This window comes from Pseudonocardia sp. ICBG1293, from assembly GCF_020131355.1.
Lineage (GTDB): Bacteria > Actinomycetota > Actinomycetes > Mycobacteriales > Pseudonocardiaceae > Pseudonocardia.
In genome coordinates this window covers 1-22,542 of sequence record NZ_JAHLEL010000031.1, presented here as the reverse complement: position 1 = coordinate 22,542, position 22,542 = coordinate 1, and the positions used below count along the sequence as shown (strand labels likewise).

Here is a 22,542-nt window from a genome sequence, read left to right as displayed (position 1 = left end):
GGGGCCCGGTCGCCGGTCGGCGACGACCGTCAGGCCGTCGGAGCTGAGGACGCCGTACAGGTGCAGGCCCCGGCGGGTCCCACGTCCCGCTGCACGGCTCTCAGATCGCCGCCGTGCGGCGTGCGGGACGTTGCCGGACTCACGGGCAGCGGGACGGCCTGAGGGCCGCTGAGCGGCTCTGAGGCATCAGGAGCCGGGTGCGGCGGCTCGTCGGTCGGACGGGTGCCGCCGTCACAGTGGCCGTGGCGCGGGGCGTCGCAGCGGGAGCGGACTCGGGTCGGCTCGCCGCGACCACGCAGGGCTCCGCGATCTCGGCGACGCCGTCGACTCCGCAACCGGGACCAGGTACCGCGCACGTGGCGCACGGCCCCGGTGTGATCAGGTCGGAGCGGGAACGGGCCGTTCGGGCCGCCGTCGTGGTCGGGGTCAACTTCTGCCCGCGGAGGTGAAGGTGGGCCGGTGGGCCGGTCGTCTTCCTCCTCCGGCACCTCCAGGTGGTCCCACTTGCCGCCGAACTTCAGGCCCAGCCCGAACCACGTGATGGTGTTCTCGTGACCAGCCTTGCGCTTGCTCAGCCCCGGACGGGTTCCCAGTCGCATCCCGAAGTTGCGCTGAGCCTGGATGTTCTCCCCGACGTCCTCGCACCAGCGCTTGTACTCGGCGTAGAGCGCCGAGGCGCGGACCTCCGCGTCCGGGTGCACCACGCAGCGGCGGACAGGAAGCCGCCGATCAGGTCCTGCTCGGTGCGGTAGGAGTCGGTGGCCGAGCGGATGGCCTCCGGCAGGGCCAGGCCGTCGGCGCTGCCAGGCCACGCAGCCGCGCACGGCCCAGGCCAGGACGCCGGGCAGCTCCGCGCGCAACTTCCTCGACGAGCCGCTTGTCCTTCTCGGCGTCGGTGATGTGCTCGGTGAACGGGACGAGGACCATGGGCGCCACACCGCGTCGTCCGAGCCGCGGATCACCGGCCGGTGGTTGGTGCTGATCCAGTACTTGGCCTGCGGCTTGAAGTCGAAGAACTCGCCGGCAGGAACCGGCCGACTGCCGGTCACCGGAGACGAGTTCCTTCATCCGGACCTCGTCGAGCCGAGCGCCTTCCGCGGTCTCGGTCGCCGACGCGACCCGGGCGCCGCGTAGCGCGGCGACGTCGTTCGGGATCCCGCCGACCTGCTTGGACAGCAGCAGGTCCTTCGGCGCGGCCATCGCGTACTCCCCCAGCGCCGCCATGATGATCGCGATGCAGGTGCTCTTGCCGTTCGCGCCGCCACCGTTGAGCAGGAACAGCAGCTTCTCCTCATTGGTCATCCCGGTCAGCGAGTAGCCGATGATCCGCTGCAGGAACTCCCGCACCCCGGGGTCGGGCAGGATCCGCGTCAGGAAGCGGTCCCACTCCGGGGTCGGGGCATCCTGGTCGTAGGCGATGCCGGTCGAGCGGGTGATCCGGTCGGCGCGGTCGTGACGCCGGAGCTGGCCGGTGCGCAGGTCGATCGTGCCGTTCGTGCAGTTGAGGACCCACGGGTCCGCGTCGAGATCGTCGGCCGATTCCACGACGACCTGCTGTTCGGTCTCGGCGAGCTTGACCATGGACTTGATGGCCCTGCGGGACTCGGAGTAGACCGCGTGCTTGGCGATCTGGCGACGCTCGGCCATCGCCTCGTTCGTCTCGCCGGTCACCGCGGCCGCCTCGCCGTAGATGTTGCGGACGGTGGACTTGGCGCAGCGCTCGATCGCGCCCGTGCGGTCGAGCCGGAATCGGGTGCCGTCCCAGACGTACCACTGGCCGGCCAGGATCAGCAGGTCATCGCCGTGGCGGTCGATCAGCCGCTCGGCGTTGCCGTAGTCGGTCTGGTGCCGCCGCCGCACGTGACGGGCCCCACCGCGTCGCTCGTCCCGCCGCTCGGCGAGGTAGCGGACCTCCCCGAGCCCTCCGGTGCCCTCCTCGGTCTCGGCGGGCGGGGCCGTCTCGGCCGGGAGGGCCGGGGTCGCGGCCCCGGTGCTCGGTGCTCCGGAGTTCGACGCCGGGTCGTTGAGCAGGGCAGGCGGGACGTCTTCGAACGCGGCCAGGTCCAGGCCCTCGTCGAGGTGGTCCGAGGCGTCCGCGCCGTCGACCTCGAGGGGCGTACGGACCACGCGGACCGCGGCGCCGGCGGCCCGCAGCGCGGTGGAGGCGGCAGCGGCATGCCGGTAGCCGGCCGAGTCCCGGTCAGCGATGACGGTGACCGTCGCGCCAGCGAGGATCTCCGTGTACTCCGGGCGCCACGGAGCGCCTGCGCCATCCGGGGGCGTTGTAGCCACCTCGCCGGGCGGGAGCGCAGCGGCGAGCTGGTCTGCGTTCTTGCAGCCCTCGACCAGCCAGACCCGGGCCCCGGCGGCCGTGGCGGTCCGCACGGCCCGCAGCCGGTACAGCGATACCCCACCGGTCGGCTTCCCGTTCTTCCAGCCGCCGCGCGGTCCGCCGCGGTGCTGCCACCGGAACCCCTTCCGGGCCCCCGGCGCGGCAACCGTCGGATCGAACCGGGTGAGGCGAGCCACGATCTCGCCCGCCTGGTCCTCGAACTCGTAGACCGTCGCGCGCGAGGGGACCCGGACCGGGGGTTCGGACTTCCCCGGCACCGGGCGGGGCGCGCCCGACCCGGCCGCCGGGGAGGCCGGACGGCCAGCCCGCGGGGAGGAAGAATCCGGCCGTCGGGGCTTGTCGTCGAACAGGTCGGTCCCGGCGAGACCGAGCGTCGCCAGTAGCTCGGCGGTGCGGTCCCGGCCGCAGGCCCGGCACCACAGCACGACCCGCCCGACCGGACACCGGCCATCGGCCGGGATCCACCGCGCTCCCGCCGACGCCGTCGAGTCGTCGTGATCGGGCAGCGGGCACCGGAACGAGACCTCCTCGCCGGTGATCCGGTGCCACACGCCGGCCGCCTCCAGGGCGGCGACGAGCCGTTCGAGAGACACGCGGGGTGCCTCGGAGCTGTCGTGACGTTGCGCAGGAGCACTCACGCGATAACCTCAGATCGCAGAACTCGGGTTCCCGAACGAATCGACGGCCGCCAAACCAGACGCGTTCGTGAACCGGGGCCAGGGCCCGCCTCCCATACCGGGGGCGGGTTTTCTGCTGTCAGGGACTGGCTAAGCAGCCCCTCGTTGCTCGTCGAGCGGGAGCAGGAGTTGCGGGTCAACCGGCCGCTGACCGCCCACCGGGTCGAGCCCGTGGGCCGTCGCCAGCACCGAGCACACGTAGTGGCTCCAGGGCATCCCCAGACGCTCGGCTTCGGCCTTGTAGATCGCCCACTGCGCTTCGGGCATCTTGAGGCTGAGTTGCCGGAGGCCCTGCGGTTTCGGTCCTCGTGCTCCCATGCCGGCGCACACTGCCGTAATCCGAGTTTCGGTCGGGGGACATCGGGTCCGACACGCCGGACGATCATCGGCAAGCTCCCTCGATCGCGTCACGGCGAGCCTCGGTGACGGTCAGGTCGTAGCGCTCGACGACCGCGGCGAACCGGGTCACGTAGCCGCACTGGTCGATCGCGGGTAGCCACTCCTCCTGGCCGTCGTCGCTCTTGGCGCGGTTCCCGGCCGCCGCAGTCGTGGTCAGGTTCGCCGGGTCGTTGGCGAACTCCTCGCACTCGGCGGCCGTCCAGCGGGCCGCGCCAGTGCGCCAGGCCAGCGACAGCGGCACAACGTGGTCGACGTCGAGCGCCCGAGCGGGGCCGGTGAGCACGCGCCCGGTGTAGGGGTCGTGCAGCGCCCCGGCCGTGACGTCGCAGCCGCGCCGGACAGTCGTGGCCGTGAGGTCCCAGGCGAGGACTGCGTCCCGGGTGTCGCAGCCGGGCGCCGTCCGGGCCCGTCCGTCGCCGAACTCGGACCGGTCGTAGCCGGCCGCCGGGCCGGCCGGGGCGAGCTGCAGCCCAGAGCCGGGGACGGCAGCCGGGGCCGCGGTCCGGAGCAGTCCGGCGGCCGGCGGGACGGCGCACGTTGCCGAGAGCAGGCCGGCGCCGGCGATGAGGACCGTGCCGGCGTCGTCGCGGACCGAACAGGTTGACCGCCAGCCCCGGACGTCGATGCGGGTGCCGGGCTCGACAGTCATCGACGTCTCGTCGCCGACCGAGGACCACTCCTCCGGCGCCTCGCCGGGGTAGGCGACCCGAACGTCTCGGCCGGTGACCGTCGCCAGCGACACTCCGGGTGCGGGCGGACGAACGTCCGCGATCGTCGTGGCGCCACCGGCCGGGGCCGCGAGCAGCGCGGCGAGCGTCCCGATCACGGTGGCCGTTCGGCCGAGCTGCAACGTCTTCGTCGGATTCCTCATCGTCAGTCCTCTCGTTTCGGTCGGTCGCTAGTCCAGGTCCACGGGCCCGGCACGTCGATGGAATGCCGTCCGGTGCTCGAATTCCACGACCACCGCCACACCTTGATCCCCCAGGACCGAAGTGCCCATCCCCCCAGGCCCGCGGAGGAGAAATTCAGCACCAGCGGGCCCCGGCGAATCCGTTTCTGTCCTCGAATACGTCCCATCGCGTGTTCAGCCCGCCTTCCGGCCGCTACCCGGGCGCTGGTTCCACCACTCTGCGAGCTGCACTCGATCGAACGTCACGAAACGGCCTTCGGTAGCCATTCCTAGAATGGAGTCGCCTCGCTTTTCGGCGCGAGTTCGAGCCCGACGGAACGTGTCGAGCCGGGCCCCCAGGAACTCGGCCGCCCCGCCGTTGCCCCGGATCCGCTCCGGCGCGTCCTCGACCGCCCCGAACACAGCCGCATTCGAACTGACGTTCGTGCCCGCGTCGACCTCTGCCGCGTCCTCGCTACCGGTCTCGGTCGAACCCGCGTTCGATTCTGCAGCGGGCTCGTACCGAGCTACGGACTCATTCTCGGCGTTGATCGCCTCATCATCAGAATCGTCCTGAGCTGCGGAAACGAGAGCTCTCGGAGGTGCCATGTCGATCACCGGGGCGCCGGTATCCCTGATCGGCGCCTGTCCCGGGACAGACTCGGCCGTCTGGGCAGGACGGGACACCCACCACGGGAGGGGGGACACCTCCCACAGCGGCCGCCCGGTGATCTTGGCGAGCCGCTCGGCGCGCTCCAGATTCAGCTCGTCGCGCACTTCCATACCGTGCTCCGCAGCCTGCCGAATAACAGCCGGATCCATGTAGGCGAGCTGCGCTTCGTGCAGATCCTCACCAACCCCGACAATTGCGCGCCCCTTTACGTCCGAGGACAGCTTCCGGCGGCGGGTGCCGGGGAAGGTCACCATCCAGGACGGGCCGTCCGCGGGACCGGCAAGAATCTTGTACTGGTAGTTCGAGCGGATATCGGTATCCGGGAACACCATCGGGATGGAGTTCTGCTGTGCGGCAGCCATCACGTAGACGCAGCAGGCCCGGCCGCGGGCGACGAGAGCGCGCTCCCAATCGACCGTGACCGACGGACCCTTACCCGGTTTCCCGTCGCTTCCTTCAGTCTTCCACCAATGTGTGCACTCGGCGGTGTAGCCAGACTTCTCGTCGACCGAGAACATCAACGGCTGGAAGTACATCTCAGCATTCTTCTCCATCTCCGGATAACCCAACTCATCAGCGCGCTCCGTGAACTCTTCAATGATCTGGTATCGGCGCTCCATCTCGCTCACAACGTCCCTCAGAACCGTCGGGAAACGGTCCGGCATCGTCACCAGATCGACGTTCTCCAGTCGCCGGAACGGGCGTACGAAATCGACGCGCTTCGGGTCAACGATCACGGCGTGACCGCCGTGATACAGGAACCCGCCGATGATCGTCAGGAACGTGACCGTCTTCCCGCGCCCCGTCTTGCCGGAGGCGTTGATGTGGGGCGTCTGCCCCTTCAAGTCGACCGAGATGACTCGCCCACCAGCCATTTCGCCGATGGGCAGCTTCAACTGCGAGTGCCGCTCGAAGATGCCAAGGTCCCAGGTAATCCCACGCGGCAGCGACTCCGGGTGATACATCGTGAGCGTCAGGTCGTCCGAGCTGTTGCGGCTCTTCCACGGACCGCCCGGCAGCCGCGAGGTGACGACCCGCTCAACCTCCTTCAGGTCCTGGTCGTGCGCCTGGTAGCTGGCCGGGTAGTGGATCACGATCAGGGCATCCGGGTTCTCCAGGTCCGGGGTCGACCAGCGGGGACGGACCCGCAGCAGCCGCGACGTCTCGGCCGCCCGGATCACCAGCCGACCGACGAGGCGCGCCAGCATCGCCCGCCAGGGCCGCAGTCCGTCGCGCGGCGCGGTCAGCCACAGGACCCACCGCCAGTCCGCCACCGGCGCAGTGAAAGGCCGCAGACGACGAGCCAGGGCCGGCCACAGCCGGGTCAGCCACCCGGCCCGCTCACCCTCGCCCTCAGCCAGAACGGCGGTACGCAGCGGAGCCACGGGCTCCCAGCGCAGTCCTCCCGGGGGTAGCTCGATCCACTGCCGCGGGTCGGCACTGACTTCGCTCCAGCCGACCCGGCCGGCAGTCCACTGCAGGAAGCGACCGCACACGCGGTGGTAATAAGCCAGCTCCCGCAGGTCCAGTGCCTTACGGACAGCCGTAGTTACGGCCCCGATGACGAGTAGTGCGACCGTAGGTACGGGCCACACGAAGAACCCTGCAAGCAGTGCGATCGCAGCGAACCGCGCCGTCTGGCGATGCCACCCCGGGCGCCGCGCCCAGCGCGAGCGCGGGATGCCCTCCTCGCGGCTCAGTGCGACGCTCTCCGGCACCTCCGCAGCCCAGGTCAAGTAGCGCGAGTCCCAGCGGCCGGGCCGCCGCGTGATGACCTGGCCGGCCAGGAAACGCCACATCACGCCGAGCGCCTGCCCGACGAACCACCAGCCGATGGGGTATGTGGCGATTGGCTTGCCGAGCCGTCCGCCGCCCTTGTTCCGTGCCATCTGATTCACCTCCTGTTCGTTGAGCACTGAGTGTTCGAGCACCGGCCGCGGAGAATGCGACAGGTGCAGCGGCCGCACCACGTCCACCCGTTCTTGCTGAAATTCTCGTCACTGTCTGACGGTGCAGCAGCAGGCTTGAACGACCAGCAGTCGCAGTCCCGCGGCGGCCTATCGCAAAACGCGCATTTGCTCATGACAGCCTCCTCAGCTCGCGATGTGCGTTGCGATCACGGTGCGGTCGGATTCGCGCGCGATACGCCGCTGTGCCGGAGTGGTGCCGCCCCAGATGCCGTTGTCCTCGCCCGCCTCCAGGGCGTAGGCGAGGCACTGCGACCGGACAGAGCAGAACCGGCATACGTTGAGCGCGGCAGCGGCCTGGCGTTCGTAGCGGGGGGAGCCCTCGCGGCCGGTCGGCCAGTGCCGGTCGGTGGCGTCGTCGCGGCACGCGGCCTGTGTGGGCCAGTCCCCGACCGGGGCGGTCTCGGCGACGACGGTCGCCAGCTCAGCGAGGGCGTCGGCGGCCGGGTCGGCGTGGCGGGACGGCCAGCGGGACGGGGCGTGCTTCATCGCAGATCGTCCTTCGTGATCGTGGTGGCACCCATCTCGTCGAGATCGGTGTGCAGCTCACCGAGCAGGCCGGCCATCGTGCGCAGGCCGGACCGGAGGTCGATGGCGTAGCGGGTAGCCCGCAGGACGTCACCGGCCTGCAGGGCATCCAGGACGTCGGCGGTGCGGCGGGCGGCATGCTCGGCGCGGCCGGCCAGCTGGTCGGCGCTGCGGGCGCAGGTCTCGGCCCGGCCCTGGTAGCTCGGGTTCGCGGCCGGGGTGTCCGGGCCGGCGTAATCGTCGGCCTGGTCCTCGACGCGGTCGCGGACGACGGTCAGGTACGGAGTGCTGGTCATCGATCCTCCTTGGTGGTCGTGGCGGGCGCGGCGCAGTCCACGCACGCGCCGAGGGATCGCGGGATGCAGTAGCCGGCGGCGGCCCTGCAGGTCGGGCACCAGCGGCGGGCGGCCATCGCCCGGTCCAGGGCGGCGAGCTGTGCCGGGCTGGCGGTGCGCTTGCAGGTCAGGTCGGCCGGGTCCCACAGGTCGGCCCAGCGGCGGCCCCGGCGGCAGACGACGCGGGCGACCGGGGCCGCACCACCCGGGGCGAGGTCGGCGGCCCGCATCTGGCGGCGGGTCACCAGGCCCCCGGGTGCGCAGCGCCAGCGCCAGGTCGGGACGCCCGCTTCCATCCAGGCGGTCGGCTGCCAACCCCAGCGGTCGGTCATCACACCGCCGGTCACGACGCGCTCCGCAGGTAGCGGACGTCGTGGGCGTAGCGCCAGGCGCGGCCGGTGACGTCGATCTGACTCGGGTGATCGCGGTGCTCGTCGGTCGGGCGGTAGTGGCCGAGCTGTGCGGCCGGGTGTCCGTCGGGGTAGCGATCGGCGGCGGCCTGCACGGCCTCCAGCTCGTCGCGCCAGTACCAGCGCAGCCGCCACCGGCTCGTCGATCAGGACGGCCAGCTCACGGCCGGCGTTCAGGTCGGCGACGAGGGTCAGGCGACGGACCGCCATCAGAATCGCCCCATCCGGTTCATCCGGTCGGCGACCTGGTCGATCTGACGGCGACGGGTACGGACGATGCGGGCCGCGTCTTGCGAGCTCGGTGCATGACCTCGCGGCGCTGTTTGGTGTCCAAGCCCCGCAGTTCGGCCCGGATCGCCGCCCGGTCGCCGCTGGTCCCGCGGCTGGTTCCGGCGCCTCGCTCCCCGGCTAGGAGGAACGTGACCGCGCCCTGCTCGCCGACCTTGCCCGGCAGGACTGCGGAGACCAGCCCGCTGTCGTCGGTCATCGTGCTGCGCACGACCCGGCCGCCGAGTGCCTGTACCGCGATGGCGTGGCCGGCCTCGTGACGGGCGATCAGAGCGCGGGTGGAACCGTGGCCGTGGCCCTGCACCGACATTTGCCCGGTCCTCGGCATCGCCGAACGGAGCAGGGACAGCATCCAGATGGCCGCGGTGCCACCGACGACGATGCCGACGCTGAGCAGCGCGGCCCGGATCGACACGGCGCCGTCGATCCACCCGCCCCGGCGGATGACCAGGACAAGTGTTCCGACTGCGGGTACACCCCAGAGCAGTCCCGAGACCACCACGTCGCGGCGGTTCACGACTGTGCTCCGTCGGTCAAGACCGGCGTAGCGGCCTCATTGACGCTGCTGAAGAAGGTGCCGACCGCCGACGGGAGACCGCTGCCGGCCGGGGTGTTGACGAACAGCACCAGAGCGACGGCCAGGAACAGGAGCCCGATCCCCGCGGCCCCGGCCCGCGCCAGGGCGATTCCGGCGATGAGCAGAACGATGATGACGATCCCGATGGCGGACATGCAGCTCTCTCCTCAGTTGGCGAGCCGCAGCGGCGGCTCGTCGGTAATGGACTTGCGCTGGTCGCGACGGAGCACGTCGGACACATAGGTCGGGGCGACCTCGACGCGGTGCTCTGCCAACCAGGCCAAGACGTCCTTGGCGGTGGCGTCCTCCTCCAAGGCCGCCACTGCGTGGCGGATGGCGTCGGACTTGGGCATCTCTCGCAGCAGGGGCGCGTCCTGCACCGAGCCGTCTGTCGGAAGCTCGGCCGGGGGCAGCTCATGGGTAGCGGTCTCACCCTGCTCGGGAAGCCGGGTGATGTGCCCGCGGAGGGAAAGGTGGTCGGCGGTGCGGATGAGGCGAACGGCCTCGACCGGGTCCGAGACGCCCTCGACCACAGCGGCCTGCCACGCACGCCATCCGGAACCGCGGAGCCGGCGGCGACACAGCACCCGCGTCCCGCAGCCGGTCCCGGCGCATCGCCCGCATCGTCCGATCCCACAGCAGGACCGCCGAGATCGAAGCCACCGCGTAGAACACCGCCGCCGCGAAGCCGCCGACCTTGTCGGCGTGCCACGCGTTGAACCCGGCACTGCCGACCGCGTACGCCCACACCAGCAGGCGGTTCATCGCCGCGCTGTCACCGGCCAGGACGTCCAGCACCAGCGGGACCAGCGCCGACATCGGACCCTCCAGGCCCAACGCCGTCTCGCCGGCAGCAGCCAGCCCATGCCAGCTCGCAGCAGCCGGCGCGCCGATCACCATGGCGAGCAGTACCGCCGTACCTACGGTCCGACCAGTGATCTTCTTGCTCGTCTCCGTCATGCTCGACTCCCAATCTCGGCAAACTATGCAAGCTCCGCGGCTACGATAGAGAGATCCACGCGAACTATGCAAGATGCGTGAACTAGGCTTTCTTGGTGAACCGTGGACCGACGTGGGAGACTCGACCTCATGACCGATCGACCCCCGACCAGGGCGAACCTGGCCAGCACCAGCGCCGCGGCCCGCTCGCTTGGCGTCCACCAATCGACGCTGAGCCGGTGGGCGAGCACCGGGGTGGTCCACCCCGAAGCGCGAACCGTCGGCGGTCACATGCGGTGGGACCTGCAGAAACTCCGCGACGAACTGGAAGCGGCCGGCGCCGTCCTGCCGACGAGCCAGGACTGACTCACTCGGCCGACAAGCGACGGCGCCCCTCAGTTGCCACGTTGGTTCGTTCACGTGAACAACATTCGTGCAGCTCAGACGCCATACCGAGGGCGAAAACCCGGCAGAGACCCGACAGAATCAGCGGTAGCTATGACTCACCCGGAAGACGTTGACGCCCCGTGGGGCGAGCAGCTGCGACGCTGGCGCGAAGATCAAAGCTGGACGCAAGAGGATCTTGCGCAACAGATCTTGCAGATGGTCTTCAAGCGCAACGAACACCGAGGTCAGAACCTCGACCCTCGCACGGTCGCCCGATGGGAGACCGGAGCGGTCAAGCGACCGCACGCTCACTTCCTGCGCAGCCTGACGGCGCTCGGGGCTCCCGTGCCCAAGTCGACAAGGGCGCGCACGACCTCTGTCCGCTTTTTGTCGGGTGATCGCCCTGGTGCCTCGACAGCAGGGATCGAGACCCTGACCTCTGGCCCTGCCGCTGCGCCGGCCACGTCGGCCGCAACAGCCGCAGGCGGAGACGAGGACACGGACGTGCAGCGCAGGAACTTTCTGCTGACCGGAGCATCAGGACTCGCGGCCCTGATGGCGACAGCCATCCCCGGGGTAGACCCCGACAATCACCGGCACCAGACGACCCCGGACACGATCGCCTCACTGCGAGATCGCCTGAAGACACTGCGCAAGATGGACGACTACCTCGGCGGACGTGACACCTTCAGCCTCTACATCGACGAGGCGAACATGGCAGCCGACCTACTTCACGGCGGCACGCACTCCACGGCGACCCTTCAAGCACTGCTCTCCCTCTACGCCGAGAGCGCGCAACAGGCCGGATGGGCCGCCTTCGACGCCGGGTGGCACGACAAGGCTCGCGCGCTCTTCGAGCGCAGCCACGCCGCTGCGATCGAGGGCGACCATCACGACCTTGCAGGTAACGCGCTCGCTCTGCAGTCGTACCAGCAACTCACCATCGGTGATCCGGACCCCGACCTGACCCGGCGCTCGCTCACGCACGCGCGCATGCCGGGCGTCCATCCCGGGGTTCGAGCCCTGCCGTACGACCGAGGAGCGTGGACCCTGGCGCGCGCGGGACTGGTCGACGAAACAACCTCCGCGCTCGGCCGCGCCTCGTCGGCCCTGGACGCCGTCGAAACCGCCGAGGAACCAACACCCGACTACGCAGCATGGATCGATCGCGACGAGCTACTGATCATCACCGGGCGATGCTGGACCGAGCTGCGACGGCCACTGCGCGCAGTGCCAGCACTCGAACGAGCGCTCAGCCGATTCCCGAACTCCGCCGCGCGAGACAAAGCCCTGTACAGCTCATGGCTAGGGCGTGTCTCCTAAAGTGCGCAACCAGGTGACGATGGCCTTCAGTGCAACTCCGCCGCGGTAGGTCAGGGCGAGTTTGTCGTAGCGGGTCGCGAGGCCGCGCCACTGCTTGACCTCGCAGAACCCGCGTTCGACGACGTTGCGGCCGCGGTAGTCGACCCGGTCGAACGCCGGTGGTCGACCGCCGCGTGTGCCGCGTCGTTTCCGGTGTCCCTGCTGGTCAGCCGGCTCCGGGATGACCGCGACGATCCGTCGTCCGCGCAGGTGGGCGCGGATGGCGCGTGAGGAGTAGGCCTTATCTGCGCGGACCCGCTCGGGCCGGGTCCGCGGTCGGCCCGGACCGACCCGTCCGACGCTCAGATGTGACATCAGGTGCGCGAACATCGGGGCGTCACCGGCCTGGCCAGGGCCGACCAGTACGACCAGCGGGCGGCCGTGTCCGTCAACGAGCTGGTGGATCTTCGTGCCGAGCCCTCCGCGGGAGCGGCCCAAGGCGTGATCGGGCGGCTCGATCAGCAGATTCTTGTAGTTCGATCCGGCCCCCTGTGTCCCGCTGCAGGGTCGCGGCGTGTTGGTGAGCGCGGATGATCGTCGAGTCGACCGACACGGCCCAGTCCACGAGACCGGCGGAGTCGGCATCGGCGAGCAGAGCTGCGAGAACCTGGTCCCAGGTGCCGTCACCGCAGTAGCGGCGGTGGCGTTTCCATAGGGTCTGCCACAGCCCGAACTCGACCGGGACATCACGCCAGGCCAGCCCGCAGCGGAACCGGTAGATGATCCCCTCGATCACTCTGCGGTGATCGGCGAACGGGCGCCCTGGCATCCCGTCCGACGAGGGCAGTAACGGCTCGAGTCGGTCCCACTGGGCATCGGTCAGGACGGCACGGCGCGACACCTACTGATCATCGCGCAGGCCCGACCAGCCGGGTTAGGAGACGCGCCCTAGCCGAGAGCTACTTGCAGGCGGACGAGGTAGAGCAAGCTGCGCAGGTGATCTCCACTAGTCTGGATCTAGCTCACGGAGTGGGCTCGGTACGACCACGGGCCCGACTGGCGGAAGTGGCCACACACCTCAAGCCATACGCAGACGTCCCTGCGGTTGCCGAGCTTTTCCAGACTCGGGACCCCCTCAGCCAGCGCGCGTAACTCTCTCAACCCAGTCTGCGTAGCCATCCGAGGCACCCAGCTCTCGCCATGTGACCTGCGGATTTTCCCAGACGTGGCACTCGACGAGGTGCCCCTGAAGTGCGACCCGGCGAGCTTCTGACGTCATGAGCGAGACGCGCCACTCCTGACCCTCTCCGTACTCGCCCTGATGGACAAAGACGGACCCCACGGACCCCTCCACCTGGGCACCAGCAGCCAGCCCCGCCTGCACGGCTGACCGTGCCAGAGCACGAGCGTCGCTCTCCGTCGGCGTAGCCGTCGAGACCTCCCACAGCGTCATCCCACGAGCGTAACGCCCAACCGGGGGTCGGTAACCCCGAAGAACAGGGGCCAGATCACGCGCCAGGACTGACCACGCCTCTGACCACCCGAAAAATGCCGTATGGCCGTACCTCCGTACCCTTGTTCAGATACGGACCTACGGCCATACTGAGCACATGACAGGCGAGACCACGGTGACGTTGGACCCCGCGCTCGGCGCTGACCTGCTCGACCAGCTACAGCCGCCCGCGAAGCCGGCACGCACGTCCCAGCGCGCCTACCGCGAGCTGTGGGACTCCGCCCCGCACGCCGTCGAGCACTTCGACACCAGCCGTCGCCGGGTCGGCGGCTGCACCGGCGCCGGGCGGCTCTCCGCAGCGGCCATCGTCGGCTCCCTGCGTGAGTTCATCGTTGTCGTGCGGCCGGGCCGACTCTCTCCGTTCGGTCACCCCGTCGGTGCGGACCTGGCCCCGACAACGGACGTCGCCGGGGTCGCCCGGTGACGCCGCGGCGTGTGCAGATCAGCGGCCTGAAGGGCGGCGTCGGCAAGAGCACGCTGACGCTCAACCTCGCGACCGTCGCCACTCGGGCCGCTCAGCGCGTGCTCGTCGTCGAGCTGGACCCTCAGGGCAACGCGACGACGCTGGTCACCGGCCTCTATCCCGACCAGGTCCAGCGGACCATCGCCGACGTCCTGGTGGGCTTCTCTGAGGGCCAGGACCCGGCCGAGCTCGTCGCCGGGACCGTCCTGTCCGCGCAGGACCCGGCGATCGACATCGCCGAGTTCAACAGGTCCGCGTGGGGCAACCTCGACGTGCTTCCTGCGAACCAGGACGTCGCCGGTCTCGCGCTCGGCCCGGCCCACTACCGCGACCTCGCCAAGATCATGGACGCAGCCGGCGACGGCTACGACCTGATCCTCTACGACACCGCACCCGGGATCTCGTCGCTGACCACCCTCGGCGCCTACGCCGCGGACTCGATCATCAGCGTCACCACGCCCACCGCCAACGCCGTCGGCGGCGTCCGGCAGCTCATCAACGGGATGATCACCCCGGTTCAGCAGCACCATGACGTCCAACTCATCGGCGTCGTCGTCAACCGGGTCGCCAACCGGGCCGAGCACCGGCGCCACCACGACGCCCTCCAGGCCGAACTGCCGCACCTGCTGTGCCGCGCCTGGCTGCCCGATCGGACCGTCGTCGAGCAGGCGGAGGGCTACGGCCTGCCCCTCCACGCGATGCCCGGACCGAGCGCAGTCACCCTCACCGACCTCTACGACAAGATCTTCCGCTACCTCATCACGGAGGCCACACCATGAGCCCAGCACGCACCCGCCGGCCGAGCCCGCTCGCGAACCTGGGCAACCCAGCCGCCGCCGCGCCCGACGACGAACCCACCGCTGCACCAGCAACCAGCAAGGCCACTCCCGCTCCAGCGGCCCCGGCGGCACCCGAGACAGCGCAGGAGACCGTTCAGGACTCCGAGAGCGCGGCCACCCCGGCAAAGACCTGTGCCCGCGCCACGAAGCGCGCACCGGCCGCCTCAGGGCGCAGCAAGACCACCCGGAGCAGCCGCAGCACAGCCGGCGCACCGGCAGCGGCACCCTCCGCACCGGCCGGTGCCGAGACCCCAGCAGCCGAGACGCCCTCCAGCCGCCCCGGCCGACCGCGCATCCCGAAGCCGGGCCCCGTCACCCGCGCCACCGTCGACCTCGCCCAGACCGAGCAGCGCGAACTCGAGCGCATCACCGGCGTCATCGGCCGCAAGATCGGCCGCGACTCCGGCCGCAAGCGCGTCCAGGTCCAGCACCTCATGCGCGTCGCCGCCCGCCGACTCATCTCCGACGCCGCCTTCCGCGACCTCATCGCCGAAGACCTCGCCGAGCACCGCGACGAGCTGAAGCGCGAGAAGTGAACCGCCGTACTCGGTAGCGGCTGCTGCCGCTGCACCCGTTACCGAGTACCCCGGAACCGGGATTAACCAGGACAAACCTGAACACACAACCCATAAGCCCGCGGAGAAGATGGTCTGCAGACCTGGCCAGGAAGCCAGAAACGCTCAAGGTCCGCCGACCATCCGCACAAGGTCCGCATCAAGGTCCGCATCACTATTACCGCAGCTCAAACCAGGTATCAGTGTGTTTTTCACACCTCCGATGCGGACCTTGCGGACCAAAAATCAAGGGGGGACTCGGGGAGGACAACAAGAAATATTGAACGTCGGTTCCTGGTCCGCATGGTCCGCCCGCACACTGAACTGACCTCTTCAAACCTGACTTGACCTGCGGAAACAGCGATGCGGACCATAGGGCGGACGATCGGCGGAAACAGCGATGCGGACCATAGGGCGGACGATCGGCGGAGGAACGAGACCTCGCCCCGGGATGGCCCGCACCGTTCCCAGCCCTTCGCGGCTCGCGCCAACCGTCGTGCCGGCCACGCCGCCGCTTCGCTGATCTCGCCGCCGCGAGTCTGGGTCGCCGGTCCGACCGCGCCTCCGTGCCCCGTTACCTTCTTGATCAAGCCCGGTGAGGGCTTGTAGGCCACCGGCCACGGCATGACTTATCGCCCCTGTCGTTGATGATCTGGGGGGTGTTGTCACCGTGGTCGGCGGGCGCCAACGACCGCTGATAGAGACCTGACCCGCTCGCGCGGTCTGCTCGTAACGTGGCGGCCGGCGCGGGTGTCCAGGTCGGCCTGCGGCGACGAGCGAGGAGACCTTCTTGTCGGAATCCGACAACACCGGCTTCGAGGTGTTCTGCGGCCTGGACGTGGGAAAGTCGGTGCACCACGCCTGCGCGTTGGACCGGGCTGGGAAGCGGCTGCACGACAAGCCGTTGCCCAACGACGAGGCCGCGCTGACCGAGGTCTTCACACGCCTCACCGAGCACGGCCGGACGCTGGTCGTGGTCGACCAGCCTGCCTCGATCGGTGCGCTGGCCGTCGCGGCGGCCCGCTCGCTGGGCATCGAGGTGGCCTACCTGCCCGGGCTGGCGATGCGCCGCATCGCCGACCTGCACCCCGGCCAGGGCAAGACCGACGCCCGCGACGCCCACGTCATCGCCGACGCCGCCCGCACCGTGCCGCACACGCTGCGCCGGGTCGGCACCGACGACGAGACCCTCGCCGAGCTCACCGTCCTCGCCGGCTACGACGACGACCTCACCGCCCAGTCGACCCGGCTGACCAACCGGCTGCGCGACGCCCTGCTCCACGTCCACCCAGCCCTGGAACGCCTGCTCGGCCCCCGGCTCGACCGCGGCGGAGTGCTCGATCTACTCGCCACCGCCCCGACACCGCAGGCCCTGCGCGACCTCGGCGAGGCCGTGATCGCCGCCGCCATGCGACCGCGTTCCCCGCGGCTGGCCAAAACACTGCCCGCCACGATCCCGGCCGCGCTCGACACCCAGACCGTCGTCGTCCCAGGCACCGCCGCGTTCGGGAGAGTGATCGCCGGGGTCGCCACGCAGCTGCGCGAGGTCCGCATCGAGCGAGACACCCTCGCCGCCGAGCTCGAGGACCTGCTGGAGACCCACCCTCTTGCCCGGGTCCTGACCTCGTGCTCTACGATACCGGTCGCCGGACCGGCGCGCTCACCACGTGCGCGATGTACGCCGCAGCCGTGGCCTACGCACCGATCACCGCCACCACCGACGCCATCCGCAAAGCAGGAGAAGCGCAGGATCGAGTCGAGAAAATCCAGCGGTCACACCCGTTGAGATGGGCCGGAGTTGTGCTAACCGGGTTCGACACCCGGATCAACGTGCAGGCCATCATCCGGGAAGATGCGATCATGCAGTTCGGCGACTAGGTGCGCGCTGAGCTACCACGTCGCACCGCCATCGACGAAGCATTCCAGGTCGGTTGGCGACTTGGTGATCGCCGCGCCCCGGAGATCACCGCCCTCGCTGACATCGTGCGTGGCTTCCTGCTTCGCGATCTCATGCCACAGCGTTCTACCAACAAAGCAGGAGAGTCTCAGTGACCACGAAGAACCGACTCCGTCAACAAATGCAGCGGCCGCAGGCTGTCGACCCCGACGCTCCTGCACCAGCACCTAAGAGGTCATTTCAGAACGAGGTCGACGTGTCTGTTGTAGACGACAAGCGGCTATCTGACCTGCCGTTTGATCTGTCGTCGAGGGGTCAATGGAAACTCGACAAGTCGTTCTGAAACGACCTCTAAGGGCACCCAAGAAGCGCCGAAGCCCGCGCGAAAGCGTTCCACTCGCACAACCACTGATGAGCCTTCAGCGGCCGCTGCAGCACCCGCCGGGACGGCAGCTTCGGAACCGCGGCCGCGCCCACAAGTGCTCGCTCCGCCCTCAGCCAAGGTAGCGCGGCGGGTCGGGCTCTACCTCCACGACGACGACTACCGCACCCTGAAGACGACCGAGCTAAACGACCGCGCTGATCCGCAGGACCGGATGCGGGCCATGATCGCCCTCTACCGACACAACGACCGCTACCGGGCCGCTGTGGACCGACTCGCCCGCACCGCACCAAAAGGCGCCGGCCAATAAAAATAACCTATCCTTGTCCGAGCCAGTCCGATCAGAACAGCGGCAGCAAAATAAAACTCCATCATTTCAAGAGTTGGGGGGTATCTCGTATTCGATGTCTGCGCAGGCCCGAATCTGATTACTATGCGTTGCCACAATAATTGATGCGCCGCCTGCACTGAGTTCATTCATGACATCGATAACCATATGAGTGTTAGTATCATCCAGAGCTGACGTCGGTTCATCAAGAAGTACAACTGAAGGTTTTTTTATTAGTATCTGAGCTAAAGCTACGCGTTGTTGTTCCCCTCCGCTAAGGTAATAGATTTTTTCCTTTTCTATGCCTGCTAGACCTACACGCTCAAGAGCCTCTTCTTCGGATTTCAGATATCCTCGCCGGGTCGTGCGCACCAACTGGAGGTTCTTCGACACCGTATCGTTCTCCACCAGTGCAGGGGTTTGCAGTAGATAGCCGAGATGGTGGCGTCGATACTTCAGCCTGGCGTGATGCCTCAGCTTCGTCGCTTCAACCTCATCACCATACATAATGCGCCCACTAGTTGGCCGCTCAAGCAGGGCAAGACAATTAAGTAGTGTTGTCTTTCCTGACCCGCTTGACCCAGTAATTGCTGCGATACACCCGCCATCAACAAACATATTAAGATCAGACCATAAAGTCCTATGTCCCAGAGCCTTACTTAAATCGCCAATATGAATCATTGATTAATCCACTTCTTTACAGGGATAGAGAAAGGGGTTCTGGTCGTAATCATACGACGATGCATAACGTATAAAAGCATAACGGATAGCATCATCATTACTCCGGACGTGCTCATTGCAGGTATCAGTCTCCACCAGTCAGGAACTGGAGCCGACGGCGGCGGCGGAACATTGGCGTTAACGTACTCGAAAATTCTTCGTGCTCGACTCCAATTCTCTGTACATATCCACAATAGAACACCCAGAGGAACGACGATAAGTTCGCGAATAAGTACTGACTGGTGAATTCTCCAGAAGCCGCACCCAGCAATGTGGCCCGCACGAATATCAGATCTGCTTCTGCGTGCATACAATAAATAATATGTAGTGGTGGCCAAAAATAGCGCCACAATTGACAATCCCAGAATAGTACTATTCGAAATAAGTTCTCGAATTTCCGCCAGATAATTATCGTCAAATAATCCAGGAAGCGGAATCATCCCCAAAATACTCCCCTTTGGCAAGTCTCGCCCTATCGAAGAGACAATATCATCCGAAAATAGAACTACTCCGTTGTAGCTAGCCCATGCGGCTAAACTTTCATTAAAGATCAATGGTGAGCCATTAGATAATGCAACAATTACTGGATCATGAATCACTGGCCGACTCATAGCCGGACCATCTAGGGCGCTGTTACGGCTTGCATAAGCAAACACACTCTGGCCGCTTACTGAGACTGAATATTGAATGCTGGGCGCGACCACCCCGTCGGGCAATGCTGCAGGGGCAAATCCCTTCGAAACCATATTTAAAATTTCCTTCGAGTGCGAAGTTAGATGCTCAGGAATAACTACGTTAACTGCACCCTCCGGTGTTGGACCAACACGACCGTCATTCTGAGTGAAGGTCGGATTCTTAGCTAGGAATGTGTCGTTTACATAGATTATTTCTGTATTGCCTGACGGAATCGATGACGGGAGCCCATTTTCAAGCAACCCTCGTTTTATAACGACAATCCGACCCTGAGTGTCTAATTTCCGCAACCACCTTCCAGTTTCTTCAAAGACGCGATCACTCTCCTTCTCTGTTCGATATCCAGGAAATGTAATATTGGCCAATTGTTCCATGCCTGAGGCATACGGTAGTGCGCTGTTTCGATTTACTAGCCCCGTATAACTATCACAAACGCCAAGCAAAACAGGCACAGCAAGTAAAACGGTGCCAATTCTTAATGGGTGCAGCATCATCGCCGCCGCAGTTAGGTGAATTTTCCCTTTTAGTCCACTTACTATAGAGGCAGAGCAGACGGTAGCCACTGCAATGCAGTAGACTATCACCTGAACGACAAATATTGACACACTAATAAATACAGAAAAGCGAATGAATGTATAAACCTGATTCCACCCATTATACCAAAGCAGGAGTCCAGAGCTGAGTATCATGAACAACAACAAAGTTAGTGTTGAGAACTTAACTAGAGTGCGCATGTCTCGATAAGCTATTCTGAGTGGTGTCATTCCATGTAAGCGCCATACGGCATATCCTCTAACATTAAGCAACACCGACCCAATAGTAAGAGCGCTTAATCCGATAAGTAGTGCACTAAACAACTCTATCGAATGTAATGCATAATTCGTGACTGCGAACCATAATGGATGCGATGGGCTCTGAATCCCAAATAATCCTAACTCTTCAAATTGTGACGCCAGATCCAATGCCGCATCATTTGACCCAAGAACTTGATAATTAGCCCGAGGGTCGAGCACCTTTTCTGCGCTAAAAGGCCTGACCATTAAGCTCAACTTAGATGATCGCGCGAAGGGGGCTAAATAATTTTGCACCCACTCTATCTGCCCTGACCCGGCCTCACTGGGCATCACATAAACATCGCGTAGACGATCTCCGTCATAAAAGTTTTCATCAACACGAACGATATTAACATGGTGCCGCCTGGCGACAGTCTCTAAAACTGTTACCACCTGAGGCCACATAGCACCATATCGACTATCAAATATCTCCACTAGCGAACTGTCAAGAGAGATATTATTGGCATCCAACTCTTTAGTAGCCAGAAATCCCGACAATGTGCCGATAGTCAAAATAAGAGCGATTACAAGCTTAAGTCCAAAGTGCTTCACGTGAGGCTCTACTATTTCCTGGTGTCGCGTAAACAATATTCTTTGGCCGGGTCGGTAGTGGTCGAGCAGCTCGTCGGCGGGCTTGGTCCAGGCAAAGGGCTGGCCGCGTTCGTTCCAGCCGTCGATGAACCGGCCGATCGCGCCGATCAGTTCCTTGACGCTGCCGAAGACTCTTCGTGCGACGCATGCCGAACCGCCAGCCCTTCACGGAAGCGAGCAACCTTGAAGCCCCTCTACCGATGCAACGATCGCTACTACGCCGCCGGCGCAATCCGCTCCCGTTGGGCCAGCCCTGCCGAGATCAACGACGCACGCAGCCACGACTCCAGCACTTCACGGTCATCGGCTGATAGGTCTACGGTCACAGTAAACGCCACAAGACATGATCCCGAGAAGCGATACCGAAGTAAAGTTATCTAGTTACCGCGATACTAGGGGCGTATTCAGAAGCGTCTGTGGCCGGCCAGGAACCTACGGGTAATGGTGGCGATTACGACCCAGAGAGATACTTCTATAATTGTCAAGCGGTCGTTGGGGGTGTCCGGGGCACGGTGAGGCGCCGGAAGAACTCTCGGCTGATGTAGCCGCTTGAGAACGCGGATGATCTCGAGGCGTGTGGAGCCTTCGGCAATGCGTCGCTCGAGATAGGCTCGGGTGCCTAGGTCACGGCCGCGGCGGTTCAGAGCAGCACAGCTGCCTTCCAGGTCGTCGTTAAGGCCACGGATGCGGCGGGCGAGCACAGGACACACGGTGGTCGCCGATCACTGCCGATCAGTAGGCCCTGCCCGTCCACTGGCCCACCTGTGCAACGCCAACACCTACGCCCATCTCGCGGCTGGGTTCAGGAGTTGGGGTCAGCACGGCCTGGCCCTAACCAGTAGATCCACGATCAAAAAGGCTCATAGGCACCAGAACGCCTTCCAGTCGTTCAGCGCCAGAAAGCTTCGATCACCGGACCAGGAACAGCCCGAGCAAGCCTCGTCTTCGCCCAGACGCCAGCAGGCATATCTTCCCTGTCTTGTCGGCCACCCTGTTTCGTGGTGGCGCCGTGATGTCTGGCAGGGTGGATATAATTCGACCATCCCTCATTAATACTTGTGCCGTAATCCCAGGTTCCTCCACCCACTGACACGAAGGGCGTCACGGTAAAGTTCTTATCTTCACCAGTCGTAATAACCCCAGGTAGGATAGTCACAGATCCACCGACGAGTTCGCCAGAAGCGTTGTACTGGTCCTCACCCTTAATAACCCCGCTAGAGGGCGGGGGCTCCAGAGGTTTTGGACCTGCCGCCCAAGCCGTCGCCCCTCCAGCAGGTATAGAGATGCCAGCCACAAGGCAGCCAGCAACAACCATTTTTCGCAACCTACTCACGGTAAACCCACCTTATCTATGCGAGATTGCATCACTCAGATGGAAGCTAACAGTTGCAAATAGTAACCATCTATAGGCCAAACGAGTGATCCGCCAGGGTGCGGCGGGCAGCGCCGCCGCACCAGCAACGAGCCGGTCAGCAGCGGGTTTCGATCCGGTTCGCACGATCGGTGTTCTTCGTTCGCCGCGCGCCGCCGGCAGCGTTGTCCTGCCACCCGTGTGTGTGTCTTACAGCCCAGCCTGCGGCTGTACCGTAGGTACGGACCTCCGTATCTATTAGTTCTATCCGTAACTACGGACCGCCGTACTAAAAAACACGCCCGCGGTATTAACTGCATGCTACCTGTTCAAGACCTTATCATGCTCTAGTAGTCCGTATCTACGGCGTTACTGAGTTCTGTATTGATGCGAACAACACTACGGCGTACCTCCGTGGCTACGCTTACAATAGGCCGTACGTACTGTCCTTTCTGAGATAGCGTATCTATTCGGTCGGACTCGTTGGAGGGTGTCTTGGTTGTCATCCGCCGAGCCTGCGCCGCCCGCCCGCACCGAGCAACCTCCCGAACCGATCGACCCGGAACCCGCTCCGAAGTGCTAAGATAAGAGGTCGTTTCAGAACGACTTGTCGAGTTTCCATTGACCCCTCGACGACAGATCAAACGGCAGGTC

General features: G+C 65.7%; 20 protein-coding genes and 1 pseudogene. 6 read left to right on the top strand and 15 right to left on the bottom strand.

The window, feature by feature from the left end; translation table 11 throughout:
• Positions 1 to 729: 729 nt before the first annotated feature.
• From KPF47_RS40105 to KPF47_RS13310, 10 genes are all read right to left on the bottom strand, one after another.
• Positions 730 to 2,946 carry a phage/plasmid primase, P4 family gene (locus KPF47_RS40105; RefSeq protein ID WP_224389163.1) on the bottom strand — a complete coding sequence of 739 codons (2,217 nt, stop codon included), beginning with the start codon at positions 2,944 to 2,946 and terminating at the stop codon, positions 730 to 732.
• A 466-nt stretch (positions 2,947 to 3,412) separates the two neighbouring features.
• Positions 3,413 to 4,300 carry an HNH endonuclease family protein gene (locus tag KPF47_RS13355; RefSeq protein WP_224389162.1) on the bottom strand — a complete coding sequence of 296 codons (888 nt, stop codon included), beginning with the start codon at positions 4,298 to 4,300 and terminating at the stop codon, positions 3,413 to 3,415.
• A 213-nt stretch (positions 4,301 to 4,513) separates the two neighbouring features.
• Positions 4,514 to 6,967 (bottom strand): FtsK/SpoIIIE domain-containing protein, encoded by a 2,454-nt coding sequence (locus tag KPF47_RS40100; RefSeq protein ID WP_224389160.1) that lies wholly within the window; start codon positions 6,965 to 6,967, stop codon positions 4,514 to 4,516.
• A 117-nt stretch (positions 6,968 to 7,084) separates the two neighbouring features.
• A complete protein-coding gene (locus KPF47_RS13340; RefSeq protein WP_224389159.1) occupies positions 7,085 to 7,447 on the bottom strand; it encodes a WhiB family transcriptional regulator in 363 nt (120 codons plus the stop codon).
• Positions 7,444 to 7,782: a hypothetical protein gene (locus KPF47_RS13335; protein ID WP_224389158.1), complete on the bottom strand. Its 339-nt coding sequence runs from the start codon at positions 7,780 to 7,782 to the stop codon at positions 7,444 to 7,446. The genes KPF47_RS13340 and KPF47_RS13335 overlap by 4 nt, the downstream gene beginning before the upstream one ends.
• Complete coding sequence (locus KPF47_RS13330) at positions 7,779 to 8,168, bottom strand: RRQRL motif-containing zinc-binding protein (protein ID WP_224389157.1); 390 nt, start codon at positions 8,166 to 8,168, stop codon at positions 7,779 to 7,781. Before KPF47_RS13330 ends, KPF47_RS13335 begins: the two co-directional genes overlap by 4 nt.
• On the bottom strand, positions 8,165 to 8,326 hold the full coding sequence (locus KPF47_RS13325) for a hypothetical protein (RefSeq protein ID WP_224389156.1): 162 nt from the start codon (positions 8,324 to 8,326) through the stop codon (positions 8,165 to 8,167). The genes KPF47_RS13330 and KPF47_RS13325 overlap by 4 nt, the downstream gene beginning before the upstream one ends.
• 134 nt (positions 8,327 to 8,460) lie before the next feature.
• Entirely contained in the window at positions 8,461 to 9,036 is a 576-nt protein-coding gene (locus tag KPF47_RS13320) for a hypothetical protein (protein ID WP_224389155.1), read from the bottom strand.
• Positions 9,033 to 9,251, bottom strand: coding sequence for a hypothetical protein (locus tag KPF47_RS13315; protein ID WP_020626468.1), 219 nt, complete (start codon positions 9,249 to 9,251; stop codon positions 9,033 to 9,035). The genes KPF47_RS13320 and KPF47_RS13315 overlap by 4 nt, the downstream gene beginning before the upstream one ends.
• Before the next feature lie 12 nt (positions 9,252 to 9,263).
• Positions 9,264 to 9,629 (bottom strand): hypothetical protein, encoded by a 366-nt coding sequence (locus KPF47_RS13310; protein ID WP_224389154.1) that lies wholly within the window; start codon positions 9,627 to 9,629, stop codon positions 9,264 to 9,266.
• Positions 9,630 to 10,185: 556 nt separating this feature from the next.
• Here KPF47_RS13310 and KPF47_RS13305 point away from each other — a divergent pair.
• Complete coding sequence (locus KPF47_RS13305; protein WP_224389153.1) at positions 10,186 to 10,401, top strand: MerR family transcriptional regulator; 216 nt, start codon at positions 10,186 to 10,188, stop codon at positions 10,399 to 10,401.
• Positions 10,402 to 10,638: 237 nt separating this feature from the next.
• Complete coding sequence (locus KPF47_RS13300) at positions 10,639 to 11,745, top strand: hypothetical protein (RefSeq protein WP_224389152.1); 1,107 nt, start codon at positions 10,639 to 10,641, stop codon at positions 11,743 to 11,745.
• Here KPF47_RS13300 and KPF47_RS13295 read toward each other — a convergent pair.
• Positions 11,728 to 12,625: pseudogene (locus KPF47_RS13295) on the bottom strand (IS5 family transposase). The gene KPF47_RS13300 and the pseudogene KPF47_RS13295 sit on opposite strands and share 18 nt — an antisense overlap.
• A 234-nt stretch (positions 12,626 to 12,859) precedes the next feature.
• Complete coding sequence (cutA, locus tag KPF47_RS13290) at positions 12,860 to 13,177, bottom strand: divalent-cation tolerance protein CutA (protein WP_224389151.1); 318 nt, start codon at positions 13,175 to 13,177, stop codon at positions 12,860 to 12,862.
• A gap of 157 nt (positions 13,178 to 13,334) precedes the next feature.
• Here cutA and KPF47_RS13285 point away from each other — a divergent pair, with 157 nt between their 5' ends.
• The 4 genes from KPF47_RS13285 (at position 13,335) to KPF47_RS13270 (ending at position 16,879) form a co-directional block, all read left to right on the top strand.
• Positions 13,335 to 13,661, top strand: coding sequence for a hypothetical protein (locus tag KPF47_RS13285; protein WP_224389150.1), 327 nt, complete (start codon positions 13,335 to 13,337; stop codon positions 13,659 to 13,661).
• Complete coding sequence (locus KPF47_RS13280) at positions 13,658 to 14,479, top strand: ParA family protein (RefSeq protein WP_224389149.1); 822 nt, start codon at positions 13,658 to 13,660, stop codon at positions 14,477 to 14,479. Before KPF47_RS13285 ends, KPF47_RS13280 begins: the two co-directional genes overlap by 4 nt.
• The gene (locus KPF47_RS13275) at positions 14,476 to 15,075 is read left to right on the top strand and encodes a hypothetical protein (RefSeq protein WP_224389148.1); all 600 of its coding nucleotides are present in this window, start codon (positions 14,476 to 14,478) and stop codon (positions 15,073 to 15,075) included. Before KPF47_RS13280 ends, KPF47_RS13275 begins: the two co-directional genes overlap by 4 nt.
• An 808-nt stretch (positions 15,076 to 15,883) precedes the next feature.
• Complete coding sequence (locus tag KPF47_RS13270; RefSeq protein WP_224389147.1) at positions 15,884 to 16,879, top strand: IS110 family transposase; 996 nt, start codon at positions 15,884 to 15,886, stop codon at positions 16,877 to 16,879.
• An 869-nt stretch (positions 16,880 to 17,748) separates the two neighbouring features.
• Here the strand turns inward: KPF47_RS13270 and KPF47_RS13265 are convergent.
• The 3 genes from KPF47_RS13265 to KPF47_RS40930 form a co-directional block, all read right to left on the bottom strand.
• Positions 17,749 to 18,318 carry an ATP-binding cassette domain-containing protein gene (locus KPF47_RS13265; protein ID WP_224389146.1) on the bottom strand — a complete coding sequence of 190 codons (570 nt, stop codon included), beginning with the start codon at positions 18,316 to 18,318 and terminating at the stop codon, positions 17,749 to 17,751.
• 59 nt (positions 18,319 to 18,377) lie between these two features.
• Positions 18,378 to 20,498, bottom strand: a complete 2,121-nt coding sequence (locus KPF47_RS13260; protein ID WP_224389145.1) for a hypothetical protein — start codon at positions 20,496 to 20,498, stop codon at positions 18,378 to 18,380.
• Positions 20,499 to 21,426: 928 nt separating this feature from the next.
• A complete protein-coding gene (locus tag KPF47_RS40930; protein WP_224389164.1) occupies positions 21,427 to 21,852 on the bottom strand; it encodes a lactococcin 972 family bacteriocin in 426 nt (141 codons plus the stop codon).
• Between the last annotated feature and the right edge of the window lie 690 nt (positions 21,853 to 22,542).

Bases quoted from the DNA above. Each gene is read 5' to 3' on its own strand.
- KPF47_RS13355 (WP_224389162.1), bottom strand. From the start codon at position 4,300: ATGAGGAATCCGACGAAGACGTTGCAGCTCGGCCGAACGGCCACCGTG.
- KPF47_RS13340 (WP_224389159.1), bottom strand. From the start codon at position 7,447: ATGAAGCACGCCCCGTCCCGCTGGCCGTCCCGCCACGCCGACCCGGCC.
- KPF47_RS13335 (WP_224389158.1), bottom strand. From the start codon at position 7,782: ATGACCAGCACTCCGTACCTGACCGTCGTCCGCGACCGCGTCGAGGAC.
- KPF47_RS13315 (WP_020626468.1), bottom strand. From the start codon at position 9,251: ATGTCCGCCATCGGGATCGTCATCATCGTTCTGCTCATCGCCGGAATC.
- KPF47_RS13305 (WP_224389153.1), top strand. From the start codon at position 10,186: ATGACCGATCGACCCCCGACCAGGGCGAACCTGGCCAGCACCAGCGCC.
- KPF47_RS13300 (WP_224389152.1), top strand. From the start codon at position 10,639: ATGGTCTTCAAGCGCAACGAACACCGAGGTCAGAACCTCGACCCTCGC.
- cutA (WP_224389151.1), bottom strand. From the start codon at position 13,177: ATGACGCTGTGGGAGGTCTCGACGGCTACGCCGACGGAGAGCGACGCT.
- KPF47_RS13285 (WP_224389150.1), top strand. From the start codon at position 13,335: ATGACAGGCGAGACCACGGTGACGTTGGACCCCGCGCTCGGCGCTGAC.
- KPF47_RS13275 (WP_224389148.1), top strand. From the start codon at position 14,476: ATGAGCCCAGCACGCACCCGCCGGCCGAGCCCGCTCGCGAACCTGGGC.
- KPF47_RS13265 (WP_224389146.1), bottom strand. From the start codon at position 18,318: ATGTTTGTTGATGGCGGGTGTATCGCAGCAATTACTGGGTCAAGCGGG.
- KPF47_RS40930 (WP_224389164.1), bottom strand. From the start codon at position 21,852: ATGGTTGTTGCTGGCTGCCTTGTGGCTGGCATCTCTATACCTGCTGGA.